This is a genomic window from Pedobacter jaeyakensis, from assembly GCF_054461315.1.
This window is the reverse complement of the sequence record NZ_CM136921.1, coordinates 3,841,242-3,858,798: the sequence shown is the minus strand read 5'-3', so window position 1 is coordinate 3,858,798 and position 17,557 is coordinate 3,841,242. Positions and strand designations below refer to the sequence as shown.

Annotated in this window: 13 protein-coding genes; 9 read left to right on the top strand and 4 right to left on the bottom strand. The window is 41.0% G+C overall.

All coding sequences use genetic code 11. The features are described from left to right. Positions 1 to 4 precede the first annotated feature (4 nt). Both ACXZ1K_RS17175 and ACXZ1K_RS17170 read left to right on the top strand, forming a co-directional pair. Positions 5 to 3,064 (top strand): glycosyl hydrolase, encoded by a 3,060-nt coding sequence (locus tag ACXZ1K_RS17175; protein ID WP_458970911.1) that lies wholly within the window; start codon positions 5 to 7, stop codon positions 3,062 to 3,064. A gap of 104 nt (positions 3,065 to 3,168) precedes the next feature. Beyond that, positions 3,169 to 4,008, top strand: a complete 840-nt coding sequence (locus ACXZ1K_RS17170) for an aldo/keto reductase (protein WP_458970910.1) — start codon at positions 3,169 to 3,171, stop codon at positions 4,006 to 4,008. Between the two features lie 145 nt (positions 4,009 to 4,153). Here the strand turns inward: ACXZ1K_RS17170 and ACXZ1K_RS17165 are convergent, their stop codons facing one another. After that, entirely contained in the window at positions 4,154 to 6,184 is a 2,031-nt protein-coding gene (locus ACXZ1K_RS17165) for a M13 family metallopeptidase (protein WP_458970909.1), read from the bottom strand. 262 nt (positions 6,185 to 6,446) lie between these two features. Then, positions 6,447 to 7,334: a DMT family transporter gene (locus ACXZ1K_RS17160; RefSeq protein WP_458970908.1), complete on the bottom strand. Its 888-nt coding sequence runs from the start codon at positions 7,332 to 7,334 to the stop codon at positions 6,447 to 6,449. A 111-nt stretch (positions 7,335 to 7,445) separates the two neighbouring features. Between ACXZ1K_RS17160 and ACXZ1K_RS17155 the strand changes: the two genes are divergently transcribed. Then, on the top strand, positions 7,446 to 10,109 hold the full coding sequence (locus ACXZ1K_RS17155; RefSeq protein ID WP_458970907.1) for a valine--tRNA ligase: 2,664 nt from the start codon (positions 7,446 to 7,448) through the stop codon (positions 10,107 to 10,109). A gap of 452 nt (positions 10,110 to 10,561) precedes the next feature. Here ACXZ1K_RS17155 and ACXZ1K_RS17150 read toward each other — a convergent pair whose 3' ends face one another. Beyond that, entirely contained in the window at positions 10,562 to 11,023 is a 462-nt protein-coding gene (locus tag ACXZ1K_RS17150; RefSeq protein ID WP_458970906.1) for a type I restriction enzyme HsdR N-terminal domain-containing protein, read from the bottom strand. A 45-nt stretch (positions 11,024 to 11,068) separates the two neighbouring features. Between ACXZ1K_RS17150 and holA the strand changes: the two genes are divergently transcribed. The 6 genes from holA to ACXZ1K_RS17120 all read left to right on the top strand — a co-directional run bounded on the left by holA (position 11,069) and on the right by ACXZ1K_RS17120 (position 17,023). Beyond that, positions 11,069 to 12,094, top strand: a complete 1,026-nt coding sequence (holA, locus tag ACXZ1K_RS17145) for a DNA polymerase III subunit delta (protein WP_458970905.1) — start codon at positions 11,069 to 11,071, stop codon at positions 12,092 to 12,094. Between the two features lie 79 nt (positions 12,095 to 12,173). Beyond that, positions 12,174 to 14,744, top strand: a complete 2,571-nt coding sequence (locus tag ACXZ1K_RS17140; protein ID WP_458970904.1) for a zinc-dependent metalloprotease — start codon at positions 12,174 to 12,176, stop codon at positions 14,742 to 14,744. Positions 14,745 to 15,079: 335 nt separating this feature from the next. After that, complete coding sequence (locus ACXZ1K_RS17135) at positions 15,080 to 15,328, top strand: putative signal transducing protein (protein ID WP_458970903.1); 249 nt, start codon at positions 15,080 to 15,082, stop codon at positions 15,326 to 15,328. Positions 15,329 to 15,344: 16 nt separating this feature from the next. Further along, positions 15,345 to 15,719: a VOC family protein gene (locus ACXZ1K_RS17130; RefSeq protein ID WP_458970902.1), complete on the top strand. Its 375-nt coding sequence runs from the start codon at positions 15,345 to 15,347 to the stop codon at positions 15,717 to 15,719. A gap of 79 nt (positions 15,720 to 15,798) precedes the next feature. After that, a complete protein-coding gene (locus tag ACXZ1K_RS17125; protein ID WP_458970901.1) occupies positions 15,799 to 16,536 on the top strand; it encodes a hypothetical protein in 738 nt (245 codons plus the stop codon). A gap of 82 nt (positions 16,537 to 16,618) precedes the next feature. Further along, entirely contained in the window at positions 16,619 to 17,023 is a 405-nt protein-coding gene (locus tag ACXZ1K_RS17120) for an EVE domain-containing protein (RefSeq protein WP_458970900.1), read from the top strand. Positions 17,024 to 17,035: 12 nt separating this feature from the next. On the opposite strand, the gene ACXZ1K_RS17115 is transcribed toward ACXZ1K_RS17120, so the two are convergent. Then, on the bottom strand, positions 17,036 to 17,557 hold the full coding sequence (locus ACXZ1K_RS17115) for an acyl-CoA thioesterase (protein ID WP_458970899.1): 522 nt from the start codon (positions 17,555 to 17,557) through the stop codon (positions 17,036 to 17,038).

The window sequence follows — 17,557 nt, the reverse complement described above, 5'->3', positions numbered from 1 at the left end:
CGTAATGAATAAGAAAATAGCGGGTATTCTACTGTTGTTTGGATTCTATTTCCTGGCAGGTTGCAACAGAAAAATTACTAAGGAGGCAACATCTTCAACTTTGGTGAAAGGATTTTTAAACCCGCCTCCGTCTGCAAAGCCAGGAGTATATTGGTATTTTATGGATGGAAATATGAGCAAAGCATCCATGACTGCCGATCTGGAATCTATGAAAAAAGTAGGTATTGGAAATTTGGTTTTTTTGGAGGTGAATGTAGGTATACCAAGGGGAAAGGTTGATTTTTTGAGTGAAGAATGGCAAGACATGTTTGCCTATGCGGTTAAGGAGTGTGAGCGGTTGGATATCGCCATGACACTGGGTATAGGTCCGGGCTGGACGGGGAGTGGTGGCCCCTGGGTGAAGCCCTCCGAATCTATGCTACATTTGGTTTCTTCTACGACTGTAGTGGACGGCGTTGTTCGCGAAAAAATTATTTTGCCTGTTCCTAAACCAATGGCGCCATTCTTTGGAGAAGGCGCCTTTACAGAGGAGTTGAAGAAAGAATGGACTGATTATTATGAAGATGTAGCGGTGCTGGCCTATCCTATGGTAGGTGTGGCAGATCAAGCTAAGCTTCCGCGCATTGAGGATATTGGTGAAAAGGCATTATTCTACCGTGCGCCATACTCATCCGCCCCTGGTGTAAAACCATATTTACCTTACATAACGGATTATAGAAATGTTGCGCCAAACTTAGTGATTCATAAAAACGACATCATAGATTTAACGGATAAACTTAAACCCAATGGAGACCTGGATTGGAAAGCGCCTGCAGGTAAATGGAACGTGGTTAGGTTTGTTAAGCGGAATAATGGTGCTATTACCCGCCCGGCACCTTATCCTGGTTTAGGTTTCGAAGCAGATAAGTTCGATACCCTGGCCATGAGAAATCACCTGGATCATTACACTGGTGCCCTGATGAAAAGATTGAATAAGAACTACAAGAACAGCATTGGTGGTTTAAAGATGCTGCATATGGACAGCTGGGAAATGGGTGCCCAAAACTGGACCGGCCGTTTTAGAGAAGAATTTACACGCAGGCGAGGGTATGATCCTTTGCCTTTTTACCCGGTTTATAATGGCAACATTGTGGAAAGTACGGAAATTAGTGAACGGTTTTTATGGGATTTAAGGCAAACCTCCCAGGAGCTGATCCTGGAAAACCACGCTGGTTATGTAAAGCGATATGCACATCAAAATGGATTGGGCTTATCTATAGAGCCGTACGATATGAACCCAAATTCCGATTTGGAACTGGGCGCCGTAGCTGATGTGGTGATGGCAGAATTTTGGAGTGCTGGATTCGGATTTAACGCTGCATTTAGCTGTATTGAGGCAACCTCGGTGGCGCATGTTAATGGTATAGCAGCAGTGCCTGCAGAGGCATTTACTGCGCAGGACAATGAGGGTTGGAAGCAACATCCAGCATCCATGAAGAATCAAGGCGACTGGGCTTTTGCCGCCGGGATCAATCGCTTTGTGTTTCATACCTTTCAAAATCAGTTATTGCCGGATTCGCTAAAGCCGGGGATGACAATGGGACCGTATGGTGTACAATGGAACAGGAACCAGACCTGGTGGCCAATGGCCGGGGCATACCATGAGTATTTATCGCGTTCACAATATATTTTGCAGCAAGGCAACCCGGTAGCAGACGTATTGTATTTAACACCTGAAGGATCTCCACATGTTTTTAAACCACCGCTTTCTGCATTGACGGCGGATAATGTACTTATGCCAGACAGGAAAGGTTATAATTTTGATGGCTGTGCCCCATCTCAACTTTATAAGGCTGCTGTAAAAAATGGCCGGATTGTTTTTCCGGGAGGTGCGTCTTACAAGATCATGGTGCTGCCGGCGGTAAAAACCATGACGCAAAGACTATTGGAGAAGATTAGCAGTTTGATAGCAGATGGGGCTGTAGTAGTTGGGGGGCCGCCTACCCAGTCGCCCGGCCTGGCTGGCTACCCGGAAGTTGACCAAACTATAAAAGATATGACTGCTAAAATCTGGGGTGGAACGAATATTCCTATTGCGCAAACTACCAGGACTTACGGCAAAGGAAAAGTAATTTGGGGTACAGATATAGAAACGAAGTTGGATTTTCTGTATCCGCAATATGATCTAACCTCTAAAATATTAAAGGAATTGAGCATTGAACCCGATTTTGAATCGGACGGCCCAATTAGATATACCCATAGGTCATCTGCGAAATGGGACATTTATTTCGTATCCAATCGTACAGATAATTCCGTTGCGGTAAAAGCTAAATTTAGAGATTATGCAAAGGGCAAACCTGTGCTATTTGATGCCGTGAACGGAAAAGTTAGCAATTTGACATTGTTAGAAGGCGGTGCTGGTTCAGCTGTCATTAACTTAAGCTTCGAACCCTTCCAGAGTTTCTTTATAGTTTTTTCTGAAGATAAAATAGAAGAAGTAGTTCCGGCCGCCAATTTTGAGAGGGAAAACTACTTTGCATCGCCTAAGTCAAAAGAAGTATTGAAGGGGTCATGGAAGTTAAGCTTTGATCCAAAATGGGGCGGACCAAAAGAGACCACTTTTAATGAGTTAACAGATTGGTCAGTTAATGAAAACAAAGGAATCAAATATTACTCGGGTATTGCGGTGTATAAAAAGCAATTTGATTTATCGGGCGACAGGAAGACGGGCAGCAAGCTTTTCCTTGATTTAGGGGAAGTAAAAAACATGGCGAGGGTAAAATTAAATGGAAAAGACTTAGGTGTAATCTGGACTGCTCCCTGGCAGGTTGATATCAGCAATGCTGTGAAACCTGCTGGGAATGTGCTGGAAATTGAAGTTGCAAACCTTTGGCCGAACAGACTGATAGGAGATGAGGCAGTACCTGATGACGGAATAATCAATGGACAATGGCCTGACTGGTTGATCAAAGGACTTCCCAGACCAAGTAAGCGATTTACCTTCACTACTTTTAAACATTACTCAAAAGATTCTCCTCTGTTTAAATCAGGGCTGCTTGGGCCAGTATCTATAATCACAAAGTAAACTTATCTGTGTTTGTCGGAAATCGATAGGCAAGGTTAAACATTTACTGTGGTTTAGTGGTAGTTCATCAAGGCAATAGCCCATTATATTTAAATATAGAACAAATGGAAAATACAGTATCAAAGACATTCCAATTAGGCGATAAACAAATTAACCGCCTCGGATACGGAGCAATGCAGTTAACAGGTACCGGAGTCTTCGGTGAGGTGGCCGACCGTGTTAATGCCATCAAAGTTTTGCAGGCAGCTGTTGCCGGTGGTGTTAATTTTATTGACACGGCGGAAGCTTATGGCCCGAAATTGAATGAGTCACTTATTGCAGATGCACTTCATCCCTATGCTAAGGGATTGCATATTGCAACTAAAGGAGGCTTTGACAGACCGGGGCCTGCCAACTGGGTTCCTAATGGTAATCCTGATTATATCCGCCAGAACATAGAAGGAAGTTTGGAGCGATTAAAAGTCGATTCGATCGACCTGTGGCAGTTGCATAGAATTGATCCAAAGGTAAAAGTTAGCGAAACGTTAGCTCCAGTAGTTGAAGCAGTAAAAGCCGGTAAGATTAAGCATGTAGGCCTCTCTGAAGTGAATGTAGATCAGATTAAAGAAGTACAAGATATTCTTCCTATAATTTCAGTACAAAACCTTTATAACCTTGGCGCCAGACAATGGGAGGCTGTATTAGATTATACTGCAGAACAAGGTCTTGCTTTTATTCCCTGGTTCCCCTTGGCATCAGGTCCAGCCAAACTAGAAGATAAAATTAAGGCGATTGCCGAAAAACATAACGCAACAACCGCCCAGATCGCCCTTGCATGGTTACTAAAAAGATCAAACAATATTTTACTGATCCCAGGAACCAAGTCTATCGCACATCTACAAGAAAACCTCAAAGCTGCGGAAATCGAACTTTCAGAACAAGAGTTCGAAGAATTAGCTGGTTAATTAGCTAAAAAAGGCTCGGTTTTAAACCGAGCCTTTTTATATCTATTTCTTATCCAAAAATTCAGTGTCTGGAAGAGGGCCTAGCGTTCTTTTGCGCTTCTTCAGCGCAAATTAATGCAGCCCGATAGCAGATCACTTAATTTTCCTACCACATTCTAATTCTATCCTCTGGTTTCTTATACAATTTATCACCAGGTTTCACATCAAATGCTTTGTACCAGGCATCCATATTTACCGGCGCACCTATGGTTCTGTACGGACCAGGAGAATGCGAATCCGTTTTGATCAGCTGGGCAGCTGATTCAGGAAGGATGTTCCCCCTCCAAACCTGTGCCCAGGAAAGAAAGAATCGCTGATCTGGAGTAAAGCCATCAATCTTTTCTTCAGACTGGCCTTGCTTAGTCATTTTGAATGCAGTGTAAGCAGCATTTAAGCCACCTAAATCACCAATATTTTCGCCCATGGTTAATTTTCCTATCACGTGAATCGTATCTAATACGGTATAACCGTCGAATTGCTCTCCAAGTGCTTTAGTCTTAGCATCAAATTTACTTCTGTCTTCTGCAGTCCACCAATTACGTAAATTACCATCTTTGTCGTACTGACTGCCTTGATCGTCAAAACCGTGCGACATCTCATGGCCAATCACTGCACCGATGCCGCCATAATTCACAGCATCATCTGCATTAGGATCAAAGAAAGGGAACTGAAGGATTCCTGCGGGGAAGACGATCTCATTTAATACAGGGTTGTAATAAGCATTAACGGTAGGTGCGGTCATCCCAAATCCTTTTCTATCCAACGGTTTGCCCAACTTGCTGATCATTTCATTATATCTCCATGCGCCTGAATTACGTAGGTTTTGAAAATGAGTCGACCTGTTTATTACCAAGCCGTCATAGTTCTTCCATTTTTCAGGGTAACCAATTTTGGCCACAAAAGCATTCAATTTTGCAAGCGCTTTTTCCTTGGTTTCGGCACTCATCCATTCCAAACCTTTAATGCGTATTTCAAAAGCTTTTCTAAGATTGCTGATCAATTCCGTCATTCTTGCTTTCGCTTCCGGTTTGAAATATTTAGCCACATACAATTGTCCTAATAACTCGCCGATGGCACCATCCGTTAGCTGTGACATCCTTTGCCATCTCGGGGTTTGAACTTTTTGTCCGCTTTGTGCTTGTCCAAAAGCAAAGCTTGCATTCACAAAAGGAGAACTAAGATTGCCTGCAGCCCCTTTCAATACATTCCATTTCAGGTAAGTTTTCCAATCTGCAACACTCACAGTTTTCAGCATACCGTCCAGCGATGCAAAGAATTTAGGAGAAGAAACGATAATGGTGTCTTGTCCGGTAACTTTGAATTTAGTAAGCATACTTGCCCAATTGATATTTGGCGTTGTCTTGCTAAAATCTGCAACTGTAAATTTATTATAGGTCTTGTAAGGGTCACGCATTTCTAGTCGGGATAACTGCGCAGCAGCCAATTGCTTTTCAATGGCCATGATGATGACTGCCCTTTTTTCTGCTTCAGCAGGAGTGCTGCCTGTCAAAGTAAACAAGGTGGTCATGTAAGTGTGATACGCTTCACGAATTTTTAAGCTTCTGCTGTCGTCTTTCAGATAGTAGTCGCGATCTGGAAGCGTAGTGCCCCCCTGACCCAATTGTACGATATATTTAGTGACATTTTTCTCATCCTGATCGACATCAAAATTGAACATTGGCGAAGCAATGCCTGAAATACGCATATAAGCAATTTGATCCAGAATTGCTGGAAGGGTTTTCAGCTGCTTAATTTTTTCCAGGTCAGCCTTTATTGGAGTATAGCCCAGCTTTTCAATAGTAGCACTGTCCATTGCAGCGGCGTAGAAATCGCCAACACGCTTTTTAACAGATCCGGGTGATGCAGTTTTATCCGCCGCGGCATCTTCAACCAATCCTTTTACAGCGGTTATGTTAAAATCTCTTAATAAGTTAAAACTTCCCCATCTTGTTTCCTTAGCCGGGACAGGATTATTTTTAATCCAGGCACCACTGGCATAAGTATAGAAATCGTCTCCAGGTTTAACAGACAGATCCATGTTTGCCGGATCAATTAATTTGGCAGGAACCTGTGCATTAGCAGAATAGCTGGCAGCTAAAATGCCCAAAGCCGCAAAGCAGCCTTTAATTTTAATCATATTCATAAGTTAGTTATTGATATTAAATCAACGTTAATGTGAAGTAAAAATAGGGAATACACTTAGGTATGTACCTGTCTATTCAAAATATTACTTATTGAACCAATAGTAGATTTTGGCCAATCCAACTTTTCTGAAGATCGTTGCAGTTAAAGAGAATACATTTACCGTTTTCATCGCTCTGATTTTAATATCTATTTAACATATTTTAACATTTATTATTGTGTGAAGGGGATAAAAAATGTTGCAATATTTTGTAACGCTAGTTGCTCGCGATTGATTTGAACTTTCTGCGCTGACCGAGATACAAGCCAAAAAGCGCAAGAAATGTTCCGGCAATGGTATAAGTTGTTATGGGTTCATCCATCAACCACCATGCATATAAAAATCCAAAGAGCGGGCAAAGAAATAGGTACAACGAAGCCTTGACCGTGTCAATTTTTAATAGATAAAACCAGCAAATTAACCCGATTACAGAGACTGCAATGCTAAGCCAGAGAATGGAGAATAGTAGTGTGCTATTAAAATTTACGGAAGAGAAATTTCCGAAGGCTAGCGTAAATGGCAGTAGCAAGATTCCGCCTATAGCAACTTGCCAGCCGTTGATGAGCAGATTCGGTAATTCCCATTTCACACGTGCGTAATACACGCTGGCAAAAGAAACGGAAATCATGCTCAGGGCAAGTAAAATTAGTCCAGCGGGTGTAGTTGTACTATTCATTAATAAGGGATATGTCGCCAGGCCGATACCCGCCATACCGAATACAATGCTCCAGATTTCTTCCGATTTTGGCTGCCTGCCCATGATCCAGGAAGAAAACAGTACTATAAGCAATGGATTTGTGGAGGTGGATAAACTCCCAATTCCGGCGGCTGCATATTTCATGGAATAAACGTAGAGTCCTAAATATATCGTGGTGTTTAATGCGCCAAAGATGGCTAACTGCTGCCATTCTTTACCTTTTGGCATTCGATAACTCTTATTTCTTCTATTAAAAAAGTAACCGTAAGCCAGTAAAAGTACGCTGGCAACAAAAAACCTGATGTTGGCAAGAATAAGGGGAGGTGCAAAGTGAATACCGAACTTGGTAGCTACTGAAGCTGAAGCCCACAGCATGGCAAATACAACACCTATGAGGAAATTTTTCACAGTGCAAAGTTAAGATTCCTAAGAGGGCTAGCAGACTATTTTCTATAGAACCTAAAGTAAAGCCATTTTATTCTTAATTTTGCACCTTAAAATCTGATACTTTTTTAAATAATGAGCATCTCTACACAATACGATCCGGCAGCAACTGAAGATAAATGGTACAGCTACTGGATGGAAAAAAACTTTTTCCATTCTGAACCAGACGAGCGCGAGCCCTACACCATCGTAATTCCTCCACCAAACGTTACTGGTGTTTTACACATGGGCCATATGCTGAACAATACCATTCAGGATGTACTGATACGAAGGGCGAGAATGCAGGGTAAAAATGCATGCTGGGTGCCGGGGACCGATCATGCTTCTATTGCCACAGAAGCAAAAGTTGTGGCAATGCTTAAAGAGCGTGGCATCAGCAAAAAAGACCTGAGCAGGGAAGAGTTTTTGAAATATGCATGGGAATGGAAAGAAAAATACGGCGGTATTATTTTAGACCAGTTAAAAAAGCTTGGGGCTAGTTGCGACTGGGAAAGGACCCGTTTTACGATGGAAGAAGACCTTTCTGAAGCCGTTATTGACAGTTTCATCCACCTTTATAAAAAAGGAAGAATCTACCGTGGTGTGAGGATGGTAAACTGGGATCCGGCCGGAAAAACAGCCGTATCCGATGAAGAAGTTATCAGGAAAGAAGTTAACCAGAAACTATATTATATAAAATACCTGGTGTCAGGCAGCAATGATTTTCTAACTATTGCCACAACCAGACCAGAAACCATTATGGCTGATGCGGCCATTTGTGTGAATCCGAACGACGAGCGTTACCTCCATCTTAAAGGTAAAACTGTTTTTGTTCCGTTGATTAACAGGGAAATTCCTGTTATTGAAGATGAATATGTAACCATGGACTTTGGAACAGGGTGTTTAAAAGTAACTCCGGCACATGATCTAAACGATTATGAACTTGGTGTTAAACATAGGCTACCTGTAATCGATATACTGAATGATGATGGTACGCTAAATGAGCTTGCGGTAATCTTAGTGGGTGAAGATCGATTTGCGGCGAGAAAGAAGATTGCTGTTCTATTGGACGAATCTGGTCATTTGGATAAAGTAGAAGATTATAAATCTCAGGTAGGTTTTTCTGAACGTACAAACGCTGCCATCGAACCGAAACTTTCGATGCAGTGGTTTTGCAAAATGGACGAGATGGCTAAGCCTGCCCTTGAAGATGTGTTGAATGGTGAAGTAAAGCTGATTCCTGAGAAGTTTGTGAACACATACCGTCATTGGATGGAGAATGTACGCGACTGGAATATCAGCAGGCAACTGTGGTGGGGGCAACAAATTCCGGCCTGGTTTGATGATAAAGGGAATTGGGTGGTTGCTAAAACAAAAGACGAGGCGTTAAACGAATTCTTAAAATTAAAAGATATTGACGGTGTATTTACAGATGAGGAGGCAGTTGGTTTTAAACACCAGTTGGCACCTTTCCTGGTACAGGATCCCGACGTAATGGACACCTGGTTCTCCTCTTGGCTATGGCCAATTTCTGTATTTGACGGGTTTAAGAATCCAGATAACAAGGACATCAATTATTATTACCCAACCAATGATCTTGTAACCGCGCCGGAAATCTTATTCTTCTGGGTTGCCAGGATGATCATGGCAGGACATGAGTTTAGGGGTCAAAAGCCTTTTACCAACGTGTACCTAACTGGAATTGTTAGGGATAAGTTAGGTCGTAAAATGTCCAAGTCTCTTGGGAACTCGCCAGACCCAATTGGATTAATAGAAAAGTATGGGGCTGATGGCGTGCGTGTTGGGATGTTACTTTGTTCGCCAGCAGGTAACGACCTAATGTTTGATGAGAGTTATTGTGAACAGGGGCGGAATTTTGCCAACAAGATTTGGAATGCATTTAGGCTGATCAAAAACTGGGAAGTTGATGAAAATCTGGAAAATCCAAATCTACAGTCCATTTTATGGTTTGAGAATAGGTTTAATGAGGCATTGGCCGAAATTGAAGATAACTTTAAACAATACCGACTGTCTGAAGCTTTAATGGCATGTTACAAGCTGGTTTGGGATGATTTCTGTGCCTGGTACCTGGAAATGGTTAAACCCGCCTATCAGCACCCGGTCGATGCAGAAACTTTAAAAATTACCATTGGTTTTTTTGAAAAGGTTTTGACTTTATTGCACCCTTTCATGCCTTTCATAACAGAAGAACTTTGGCATGATGAATTGTTTGGGCATACTGAAGAGATGGACTGCTGCATCGTGGCCAGTTATCCTGTTTCTGGAGCGGCAGATAGTCAGCTGCTTAAAGAAGTAGAAGTGATAAAAGGATTAGTTGCGGAGATCAGGAATGTAAGAAATACCAAACAGATTTCTCCAAAAGAGTCTTTACCGCTTGCGATCAAATTGAACTCTGCACTCGAATACGAAAAGTGGTTGAACATTGTTTTTAAATTAGCGAATATTAGTCAGGTGGAATTTGTAAATGAAAAAATCCCTGGTGCCGTAGCTTTTCTAGTTGGTAACGATGAGTTTTTTATTCATCTTAATGAAGCAATAGATGTTGATGCAGAGCGAGTACGTTTAAATGCTGATCTGGTATATTTGCAAGGCTTTTTAAAATCTGTTGATGCAAAGTTGAGTAATGAAAGGTTTGTGCAGAATGCAAAGCCGGAGATTATTCAAAACGAGCGGAATAAAAAGGCTGATGCGGAAAGCAAGATTAAGATTATAGAAGAAAGTTTGGAGGTTTTGGGCTAATTGAGCTTAATTTTAGTTTGCTCTTCGAAGACTGGACCTTGCGCGCTGAAGAAGCGCACAAATCCTAGGTCTTCTCTGAGAAAATAAATTTGCTGCAATAGCCCAAACTTTGTGCAGTTTAAGTTATGGAAAACAGCCTTAATGACTATGTATAAGTTCTGGGCAAGGTTAAGATATTTATAGCCATGCCAATGACGTCCATAGTGTTGGTCGCCTCGATTCACTTATGACAAATATCGCCAGCATTGTATTATTGTCGGCAATTTCTTATGACGTCAAAATTTCTACACCGTCAAATCGCATCTTAGAAATCTGCATCCTGGCATTTTGCGATTAGAAGAAATATGCCTTCTGTGAGGAGGCATAGGCGCTGTTGTCCTTTTTCAGGACAGCAGATGCCAGCCTACGAACAGAATGGCTGTTTTTTCCAGCAAAATATTTAAAAATCAACTTTATAAAAGTCTGTATTCTGGTAAGTCTTGCACAAATTGAAAGCTTTCCAACGCGTGGTCAATTGTCGCGTAGCAATGCATCAAGCCGTTGGTAACCACAAGCCATTTGGTTTTGTGGACTGAATTATAGCGTGCTGCCTGATCAAAAGTGCGCTGACTGATCTTAACAGAGGGCGCCTTGCATTCTATTACCATAATCCTTTCACCAGCTGTATTAAACACCACTATGTCAGTGCGTTTTTGTAACTTATTCAGGCTAAGCCCACCTTCAATCTGGATCAGTGATTTTGGAAAATTCTTCACCATGACTAAATATTGGATAAAATGCTGCCTTACCCATTCTTCCGGTGTAAGCACCAAATGCTTTTTTCTAATCTCATCAAAAATGTAGTGCCTCTCATCTTTTAAGGTGAGTTTAAAAGGATATTCAGGTAAATTAAGAGGGGTCGGGTTAAATGACATTTGTGTAAAAATAGGGAAAAATTTTATCTAAGTTTGAAGAATCATATGAGTGCCGCAGAGATCATCAGAGACATAAAAGCCCGTAAGTTTAAACCCGTGTACTTGTTACATGGAGAAGAACCCTACTACATCGATCAGATTATCCATTTCATGGAAGAGCACATATTGAATGACATGGAAAAGGGTTTCAACCAAACTGTACTTTATGGGAAAGATACAGATATGGCTACCATCATGAATGCCGCAAAGCGTTATCCAATGATGTCTGATTTCCAGTTGATTGTAGTGAAGGAAGCGCAAGATTTAAAATGGGCAAAAGAAACGGAAGGCAGCAGTAAGGAAGCTGAATTTGTATTGAATTACTTTGAAAAGCCAATGCCTACAACCATATTGGTGTTGGGTTATAAATATGCAAACTTTGACAAACGAAAAAAGATCTATAAAGCAATAGATAAAAATGGGGTGGTCTTTCAATCGGAATTAGTCAGAGATTACAAACTAGCAGGTTGGATAGAAGATCTAGTTAAAGAGAAAGGCTATAAAATAGCGCCGCCAGCCTCCGCATTGATGGCAGAATATTTGGGTACAGACCTTTCAAAGATCTCTAACGAACTTGAAAAGCTGATGCTCAATATTAACAAGCAAACTACAATTGACACAGATCTGGTTCAAAAAAATATTGGGATTAGCAAGGAATACAATGTTTTTGAGCTGCAAAAAGCACTAGCGGTCAGAAATGTTTTGAAGTGCAATCAAATCGTAAATTACTTCGCTGATAATCCAAAAGCCAACCCTATGGTAATGGTAATGGCCAACCTTAATGCCTATTTTTCAAAAATCCTGAAATATCATTATTTACCTAACAAGGCAGATGCGCCCAAGGAACTAGGGGTTAACCCATACTTTGTAAAGGATTTTGAAACTGCATCTAGAAGCTATAACTTGAACAAAACATTCGACATCATTAGCCTTTTGCGAGAGTACGATCTTAAAAGCAAGGGAGTGGATAGTTCTGGCAATACCACGGACGGAGAATTACTCAAAGAATTAATGTTTAAGATGTTACATTAATGTAACTGTAAAGTTATAAGAGAAGGTAAGCTAATCAATTTACAGTTTTTATCTTTACCCCACTTACACAAACTAATTCATGAAAAAATTACTATTGTTAACCTTATTCGGGGTTGCGGCAATTTCTGTGGCTAATTCCCAGACTAGGCCGACTAACCCAACAACTACTCCTGCAACTGCGGATACCACCAAGAAATCAGGCGGACCAGGTTTTCCAGGCGCCGCTAAGGCGTTGCCTAAGCCTTATGCACAGGTCATCACTGATAAAGCGATAACCCGTAAAGGAATGATCACCACTCATAAACTGGATGATAAGTTCTTCTTTGAAATTGCAGATTCTACACTAGGAAGAGACATCCTGGTAGTTAGTCGCATCTCTAAAGCAGGTGCTGAAGTACGCTCTGCATCAGGTTATGCCGGCGATCAGATTGGAAGCACCGTGATCCGTTTTGAAAAAGGGCCATCTAACCGCATCTTCATGCGCAAGATCTCTTACAGAACTTACGGACCCGATAGTACTACTGCAATGTACCAAAATCTACAACGTTCAAACATCCAGGCAATTGCTGCAGCCTTTAACATCGCGGCTTATTCTCCGGATAAAAAAGGAAGCGTTATTGATATGACTGATTTTATCAATAGTGATAACGAAATCTTCTATTTTGGTTCGCCAGCTGTGAAAACGAACTTCAGGTTAGGTACCCAGATTGCAGACAGAAGTTATGTCTTGGGTGTTAGAAGTTTTCCAACCAATGTAGAGATCAACGTGGTTAAGACCTATACGCTAACAGCCGCCCCTTCTCCATTTGGAGCCGCTGCACCAGCAGGTTTTGGAGGCGGTGCGCCGTCAGGATCATCTACTGTAGAATTGAATGCTTCCCTGGTTATCCTTCCAAAAGTGCCTATGAAACCAAGGTTTTTTGATCCGAGGGTAGGTTATTTCACTGTTGGTTATACCGATTTTGATTCCAACCCGCAAGGAGTTAAAGAAGTGGAAATGGTGAAGCGTTGGAGGCTGGAGCCTAAAACTGCTGATCTTGCCAAATTTAAAAGAGGCGAGTTGGTAGAACCGGCTAAACCAATCATTTTTTATATTGATCCTGCTACACCAAAAGAGTGGGTTCCTTATTTAATGGCAGGCGTCAATGATTGGCAAAAAGCATTCGAAAAAGCAGGTTTTAAAAATGCTATCATGGCTAAAATGGCACCTACTGCAAAAGAAGATTCTACATGGAGTTTAGATGATGCGCGCCACTCGGCAATCGTTTATAAACCCTCAGAAATTGCCAATGCCAGCGGGCCAAGTATCTCAGATCCACGCAGTGGAGAGATCATGGAAAGCCATATCAACTGGTATCACAATGTGATGAAACTGGTTCACGACTGGTACATGATTCAAGCAGCAGCTATTGATCCAAGGGCACAAAAGATGAACTTTAGTCCGGAGTTAATGGGTGATTTGATCCGTTTTGTATCCTCACACGAAGTGGGACATACTTTGGGTCTTCGCCATAATTATGGTTCAAGCTCAACAGTTCCTTCAGAGAAGTTGCGTGATAAAGCATTTGTTGAAGCGAACGGACATACGCCATCCATTATGGATTATGCACGTTTCAACTATGTTGCCCAACCAGAAGATAACATTAAACCGAAAGGAATTTATCCACGGATTGGCGACTACGACATGTGGGCTATTGAATGGGGATATAAAGTGTTGGATGGTAAATCTGCGACTTCAGAGGTGCCTGTGTTGAATAAGCTCACCATGGAGAAATTAAAGAATAACCGTTTATGGTTTGGAACTGAAACCAATCCAGATGATCCACGTTCACAAAACGAAGATCTTGGTGATAATGCCATGATCTCAAGTGAATACGGAATCAAAAACTTAAAAAGGATTTTAGTTAAACTCCCGGATTGGACTAAGGCCGACAATGAAGGCTATGAAAATCTGGAAGTAATGTATGGTCAGTTAACTACTCAATTGGGTCGTTATATGGGCCATGTGGCGAAGAACATCGCAGGTGTGTTAGAAACTCCGAAAACTGTTGAGCAGGCGGGTACAATTTATCAACGTAACCCAGCCGCTAAACAAAAAGAAGCAATGGTATTTTTAGACAAGCAATTATTTACGACCCCGACGTGGTTGCTAGATAAGACGATACTTGATGATATAGGTCAAGATCCAACAACTGTAATATCAAGACTTCAGGCGCCAACAATTGGTAGGTTAGTTAGTAATACAACTTTGAATAAACTAATTACAGCCGAAGCGGCCGATGGCGCTTCTGCATACAAGATCACGGATTTCTTTACAGATATGAATGCTTCTATTTTCTCAGAATTGAAGTCGAACTCAGCAATTGATGTATATCGTCGTAACCTGCAAAAGACTTATATTGACAGGCTAATTGCAATTGTTACCCCAAGTGCTGGAGGTAATACTACTATCTTGTCCACCCAAGGTGGAAGAGGTATGGCGGCTGCAGCTGCGCCATCACAAAGTGACGTGATCTCCGTAGTTAAAGGTCAGTTAAAAGAATTATCTGCCGCTATCAAAACATCAGCTACAAGTGCTACTGGATTAAGTAAGTACCATTTAGATGATTTATCAGACCGCATTGATGCAGCGCTTAAAGCTAAAGATTAATGTTTTACTAATTTCGAGATAAGTTGAGGGATTAAAACAAGCCCCGGTGATAGTTATCGCCGGGGCTTGTTTATTTAATTTACTTTTTAAACTTGTGCTATTAGCAAAATAAATATCACCATCTAATGAAACTGTCACAATCCGAGAGTAAGGAAATAAATTTAAAATAGTTTCTGAGGATGAACTACGCGGATATAGTTGCAAAACGCTTTATAACAAGGCAGTGCCTTGAGACGAGTGTAACGACAGAGGTTTTAGCCATGTTGTGTAGATAGCATTTGTTTTTTGTCGGGTTTATTTTAAAAGTGGTATCTTACCACTAAGAATTTATAATTATGGAACAGAACGTGGAGCAAATGTTTTTACCTGTCTTTACAGGCGAAACATGGCAGGCAAAGATGATACAGAATGTATTAGAAGCCAACAATATTTTCGTCCAGTTGAAAAACGGACTGATGTCTTCCATTGAACCCTGGGCAGTTACACCAGGTGGATTTGGTGCGGCAGAGGTATTGGTGCCAAATGCCGATTATGATAAGGCAATGGAATTATTGGAGGAATTTAATAGTTCGCAAGCTGAATAGGGCGGGGTATTAAATTATGGAAAACCTACATGAAAATAATCCAGTGTCTATACGTCCCTTTATTGGAGCGAAAGATTTTGAGCTGTCCAGAAGCTTTTACAATTACATCGGCTTTCAGGAAATCGTATTGAACCCATCATTATCCTTATTTAAGTGGGGGCAACTGGGATTTTATTTGCAGAAGGCCTATGTAAAGGATTGGATTGATAATACTATGATATTTTTTGAAGTTGAAAATGTGGAAGATATTTGGGAAACATTGAATGCATTGGAGCTGTCAAGGAACTACGAAGGGGTTAGACTGTTGCCCATAAGACAAGAAAGTTGGGGTAGAGAATGTTTTCTACATGATCCTTCAGGGATACTTTGGCATTTCGGTGCATTTTTTTAGATCCTTTTTGATGAGATCAACAATACTTTTCTTTTTGTTAGGTTGCTTTTCAATATGTAGTGGTCAAAAGCTACCGGATATGCAAACATCGGCATTGAGGACACCCGATAAGATTGTAATTGATGGAGTTGACCGTGAATGGAAAAATACATTTCCAGCCTACAATACCAGGCTCCGTATGTATTATGCTTTTTCAAACAATGATTCAATACTTTATTTAACCATTAAAGTACATGACAGGCAGGCAATCAGGAAAATATTATTAGGCGGCGTAGAAGTTCGCATATCGAAATTTAAAGCTCAAAATAAACAAAATCCCGCTTCGGTTATCTTTCCGATATATACTAAAAATTATCCGCTGTGGAACAGCGAGCTGATGGAATTCAAAGACACCTTGAATAACAAGCACGCAGTTGTTTCAGTTTTTAAAGCCAGAAATAGAATGGTAGATAGTAAAATGAAACTCGTTAGAGTTAAAGGACTTAAGTCATTTACGGATAGTGTTCTTTCTGTATATAATCACAGTTCAATAAAAGTGAAATCAAAATTTGATGCGCAACTAAATTACATTTTCGAAGTTTTAGTTCCATTATCGGAATTCGTTTTAGATATTGAAAAGGATAGTGCCTTCTATTATGAACTGGTATTAAACGGCATTAGTGCAAATCAATCTGACGTTGTAGTAGATGAGAACCGGAGATTATTGATGGTCACAGGTAAAAATATATCGAATATTGTTTTTCCATTAAATCCTGAATATTTGGATTTGGCTTTTCCGACCAGTTTTAGCGGGAAATGTACATTGAATCGCCATTAGTGAACTGAGGAAGTGGGAATGCATTTTCTGTATTCATTTCATCTCATAATTAGTAGATTTGCCCCATCAAATGAGAAAAACTATGAAACACTGGTTAGTCAAATCGGAACCTTTTAAATATAGCTGGGATAAATTTAATGTAGATGGGCGTACCTTTTGGGACGGTGTTCGTAACTATCAGGCCCGCAATAACCTGAGGGACATGCAGGAGGGTGATTTGGTTCTTTTCTATCATAGCAATGAAGGAAAGCACGTTGTAGGGATAGCAAAAGTAGTGAAGGAAGCTTATCAGGACCCAACTACGGATGACACCAATTGGGTAGTAGTAGATCTGGTTCCGGTTGAAGCCTTGAAGAACCCCGTAACCCTGGAGCAGATCAAGGCGGAGGAAAGCTTGAAGGACATTTCCCTGGTCAGGCAAGGAAGATTATCTGTAATGCCTTTAAGGGCCGCAGAGTTTGATAAAATACTGGAAATGGGTAGCTAATTTATCCGGGCTTTACTCTGGGTAAAACAACGCTTTTAACTCCAGAGCATCGTGTCCTTTCATTTTACCGCTAAGTACTAATCGCAATTGCCTTCTGCGCAGGGCTCCCGCAAATAACTCTTTTTCTTCTTCAGTTTCAGGGCTCAGTTCCGGCACAGGTATCGTTTGGCCGTCTTTACCTACCGCTACAAAGGTATAGTAGGCTTCGTTTGATTTTACACGTGCTCCTGAAGGGATATTTTCTGCCCACACGTCTAACCGCACTTCTACTGAAGTATTGAATGCACGGGTAACTTTTGCCTCAATAGTGATGACATCACCTAATTTAATAGGTTGTTTAAAAGATACATTATCAACAGAAGCAGTAACCACTATATTATTGCAGTGCTTTTGTGCAGATATTGCCGCGGCAATGTCCATCCAGTGCAGCAAGCGCCCGCCCATCAAATTATTTAGTGTATTTGTATCATTTGGCAACACCAATTCATTCATTATAGTAAAAGAATGGCTTGGGTTTTTTACTTTTAGTGTCAT

What these genes read in the sequence shown, in the direction of transcription:
- ACXZ1K_RS17175 (WP_458970911.1), top strand. Translation starts at nt 5, where the DNA reads ATGAATAAGAAAATAGCGGGTATTCTACTGTTGTTTGGATTCTATTTC.
- ACXZ1K_RS17170 (WP_458970910.1), top strand. Translation starts at nt 3,169, where the DNA reads ATGGAAAATACAGTATCAAAGACATTCCAATTAGGCGATAAACAAATT.
- ACXZ1K_RS17165 (WP_458970909.1), bottom strand. Translation starts at nt 6,184, where the DNA reads ATGATTAAAATTAAAGGCTGCTTTGCGGCTTTGGGCATTTTAGCTGCC.
- ACXZ1K_RS17155 (WP_458970907.1), top strand. Translation starts at nt 7,446, where the DNA reads ATGAGCATCTCTACACAATACGATCCGGCAGCAACTGAAGATAAATGG.
- ACXZ1K_RS17150 (WP_458970906.1), bottom strand. Translation starts at nt 11,023, where the DNA reads ATGTCATTTAACCCGACCCCTCTTAATTTACCTGAATATCCTTTTAAA.
- holA (WP_458970905.1), top strand. Translation starts at nt 11,069, where the DNA reads ATGAGTGCCGCAGAGATCATCAGAGACATAAAAGCCCGTAAGTTTAAA.
- ACXZ1K_RS17140 (WP_458970904.1), top strand. Translation starts at nt 12,174, where the DNA reads ATGAAAAAATTACTATTGTTAACCTTATTCGGGGTTGCGGCAATTTCT.
- ACXZ1K_RS17135 (WP_458970903.1), top strand. Translation starts at nt 15,080, where the DNA reads ATGGAACAGAACGTGGAGCAAATGTTTTTACCTGTCTTTACAGGCGAA.
- ACXZ1K_RS17130 (WP_458970902.1), top strand. Translation starts at nt 15,345, where the DNA reads ATGGAAAACCTACATGAAAATAATCCAGTGTCTATACGTCCCTTTATT.
- ACXZ1K_RS17125 (WP_458970901.1), top strand. Translation starts at nt 15,799, where the DNA reads ATGCAAACATCGGCATTGAGGACACCCGATAAGATTGTAATTGATGGA.
- ACXZ1K_RS17120 (WP_458970900.1), top strand. Translation starts at nt 16,619, where the DNA reads ATGAAACACTGGTTAGTCAAATCGGAACCTTTTAAATATAGCTGGGAT.
- ACXZ1K_RS17115 (WP_458970899.1), bottom strand. Translation starts at nt 17,557, where the DNA reads ATGACACTAAAAGTAAAAAACCCAAGCCATTCTTTTACTATAATGAAT.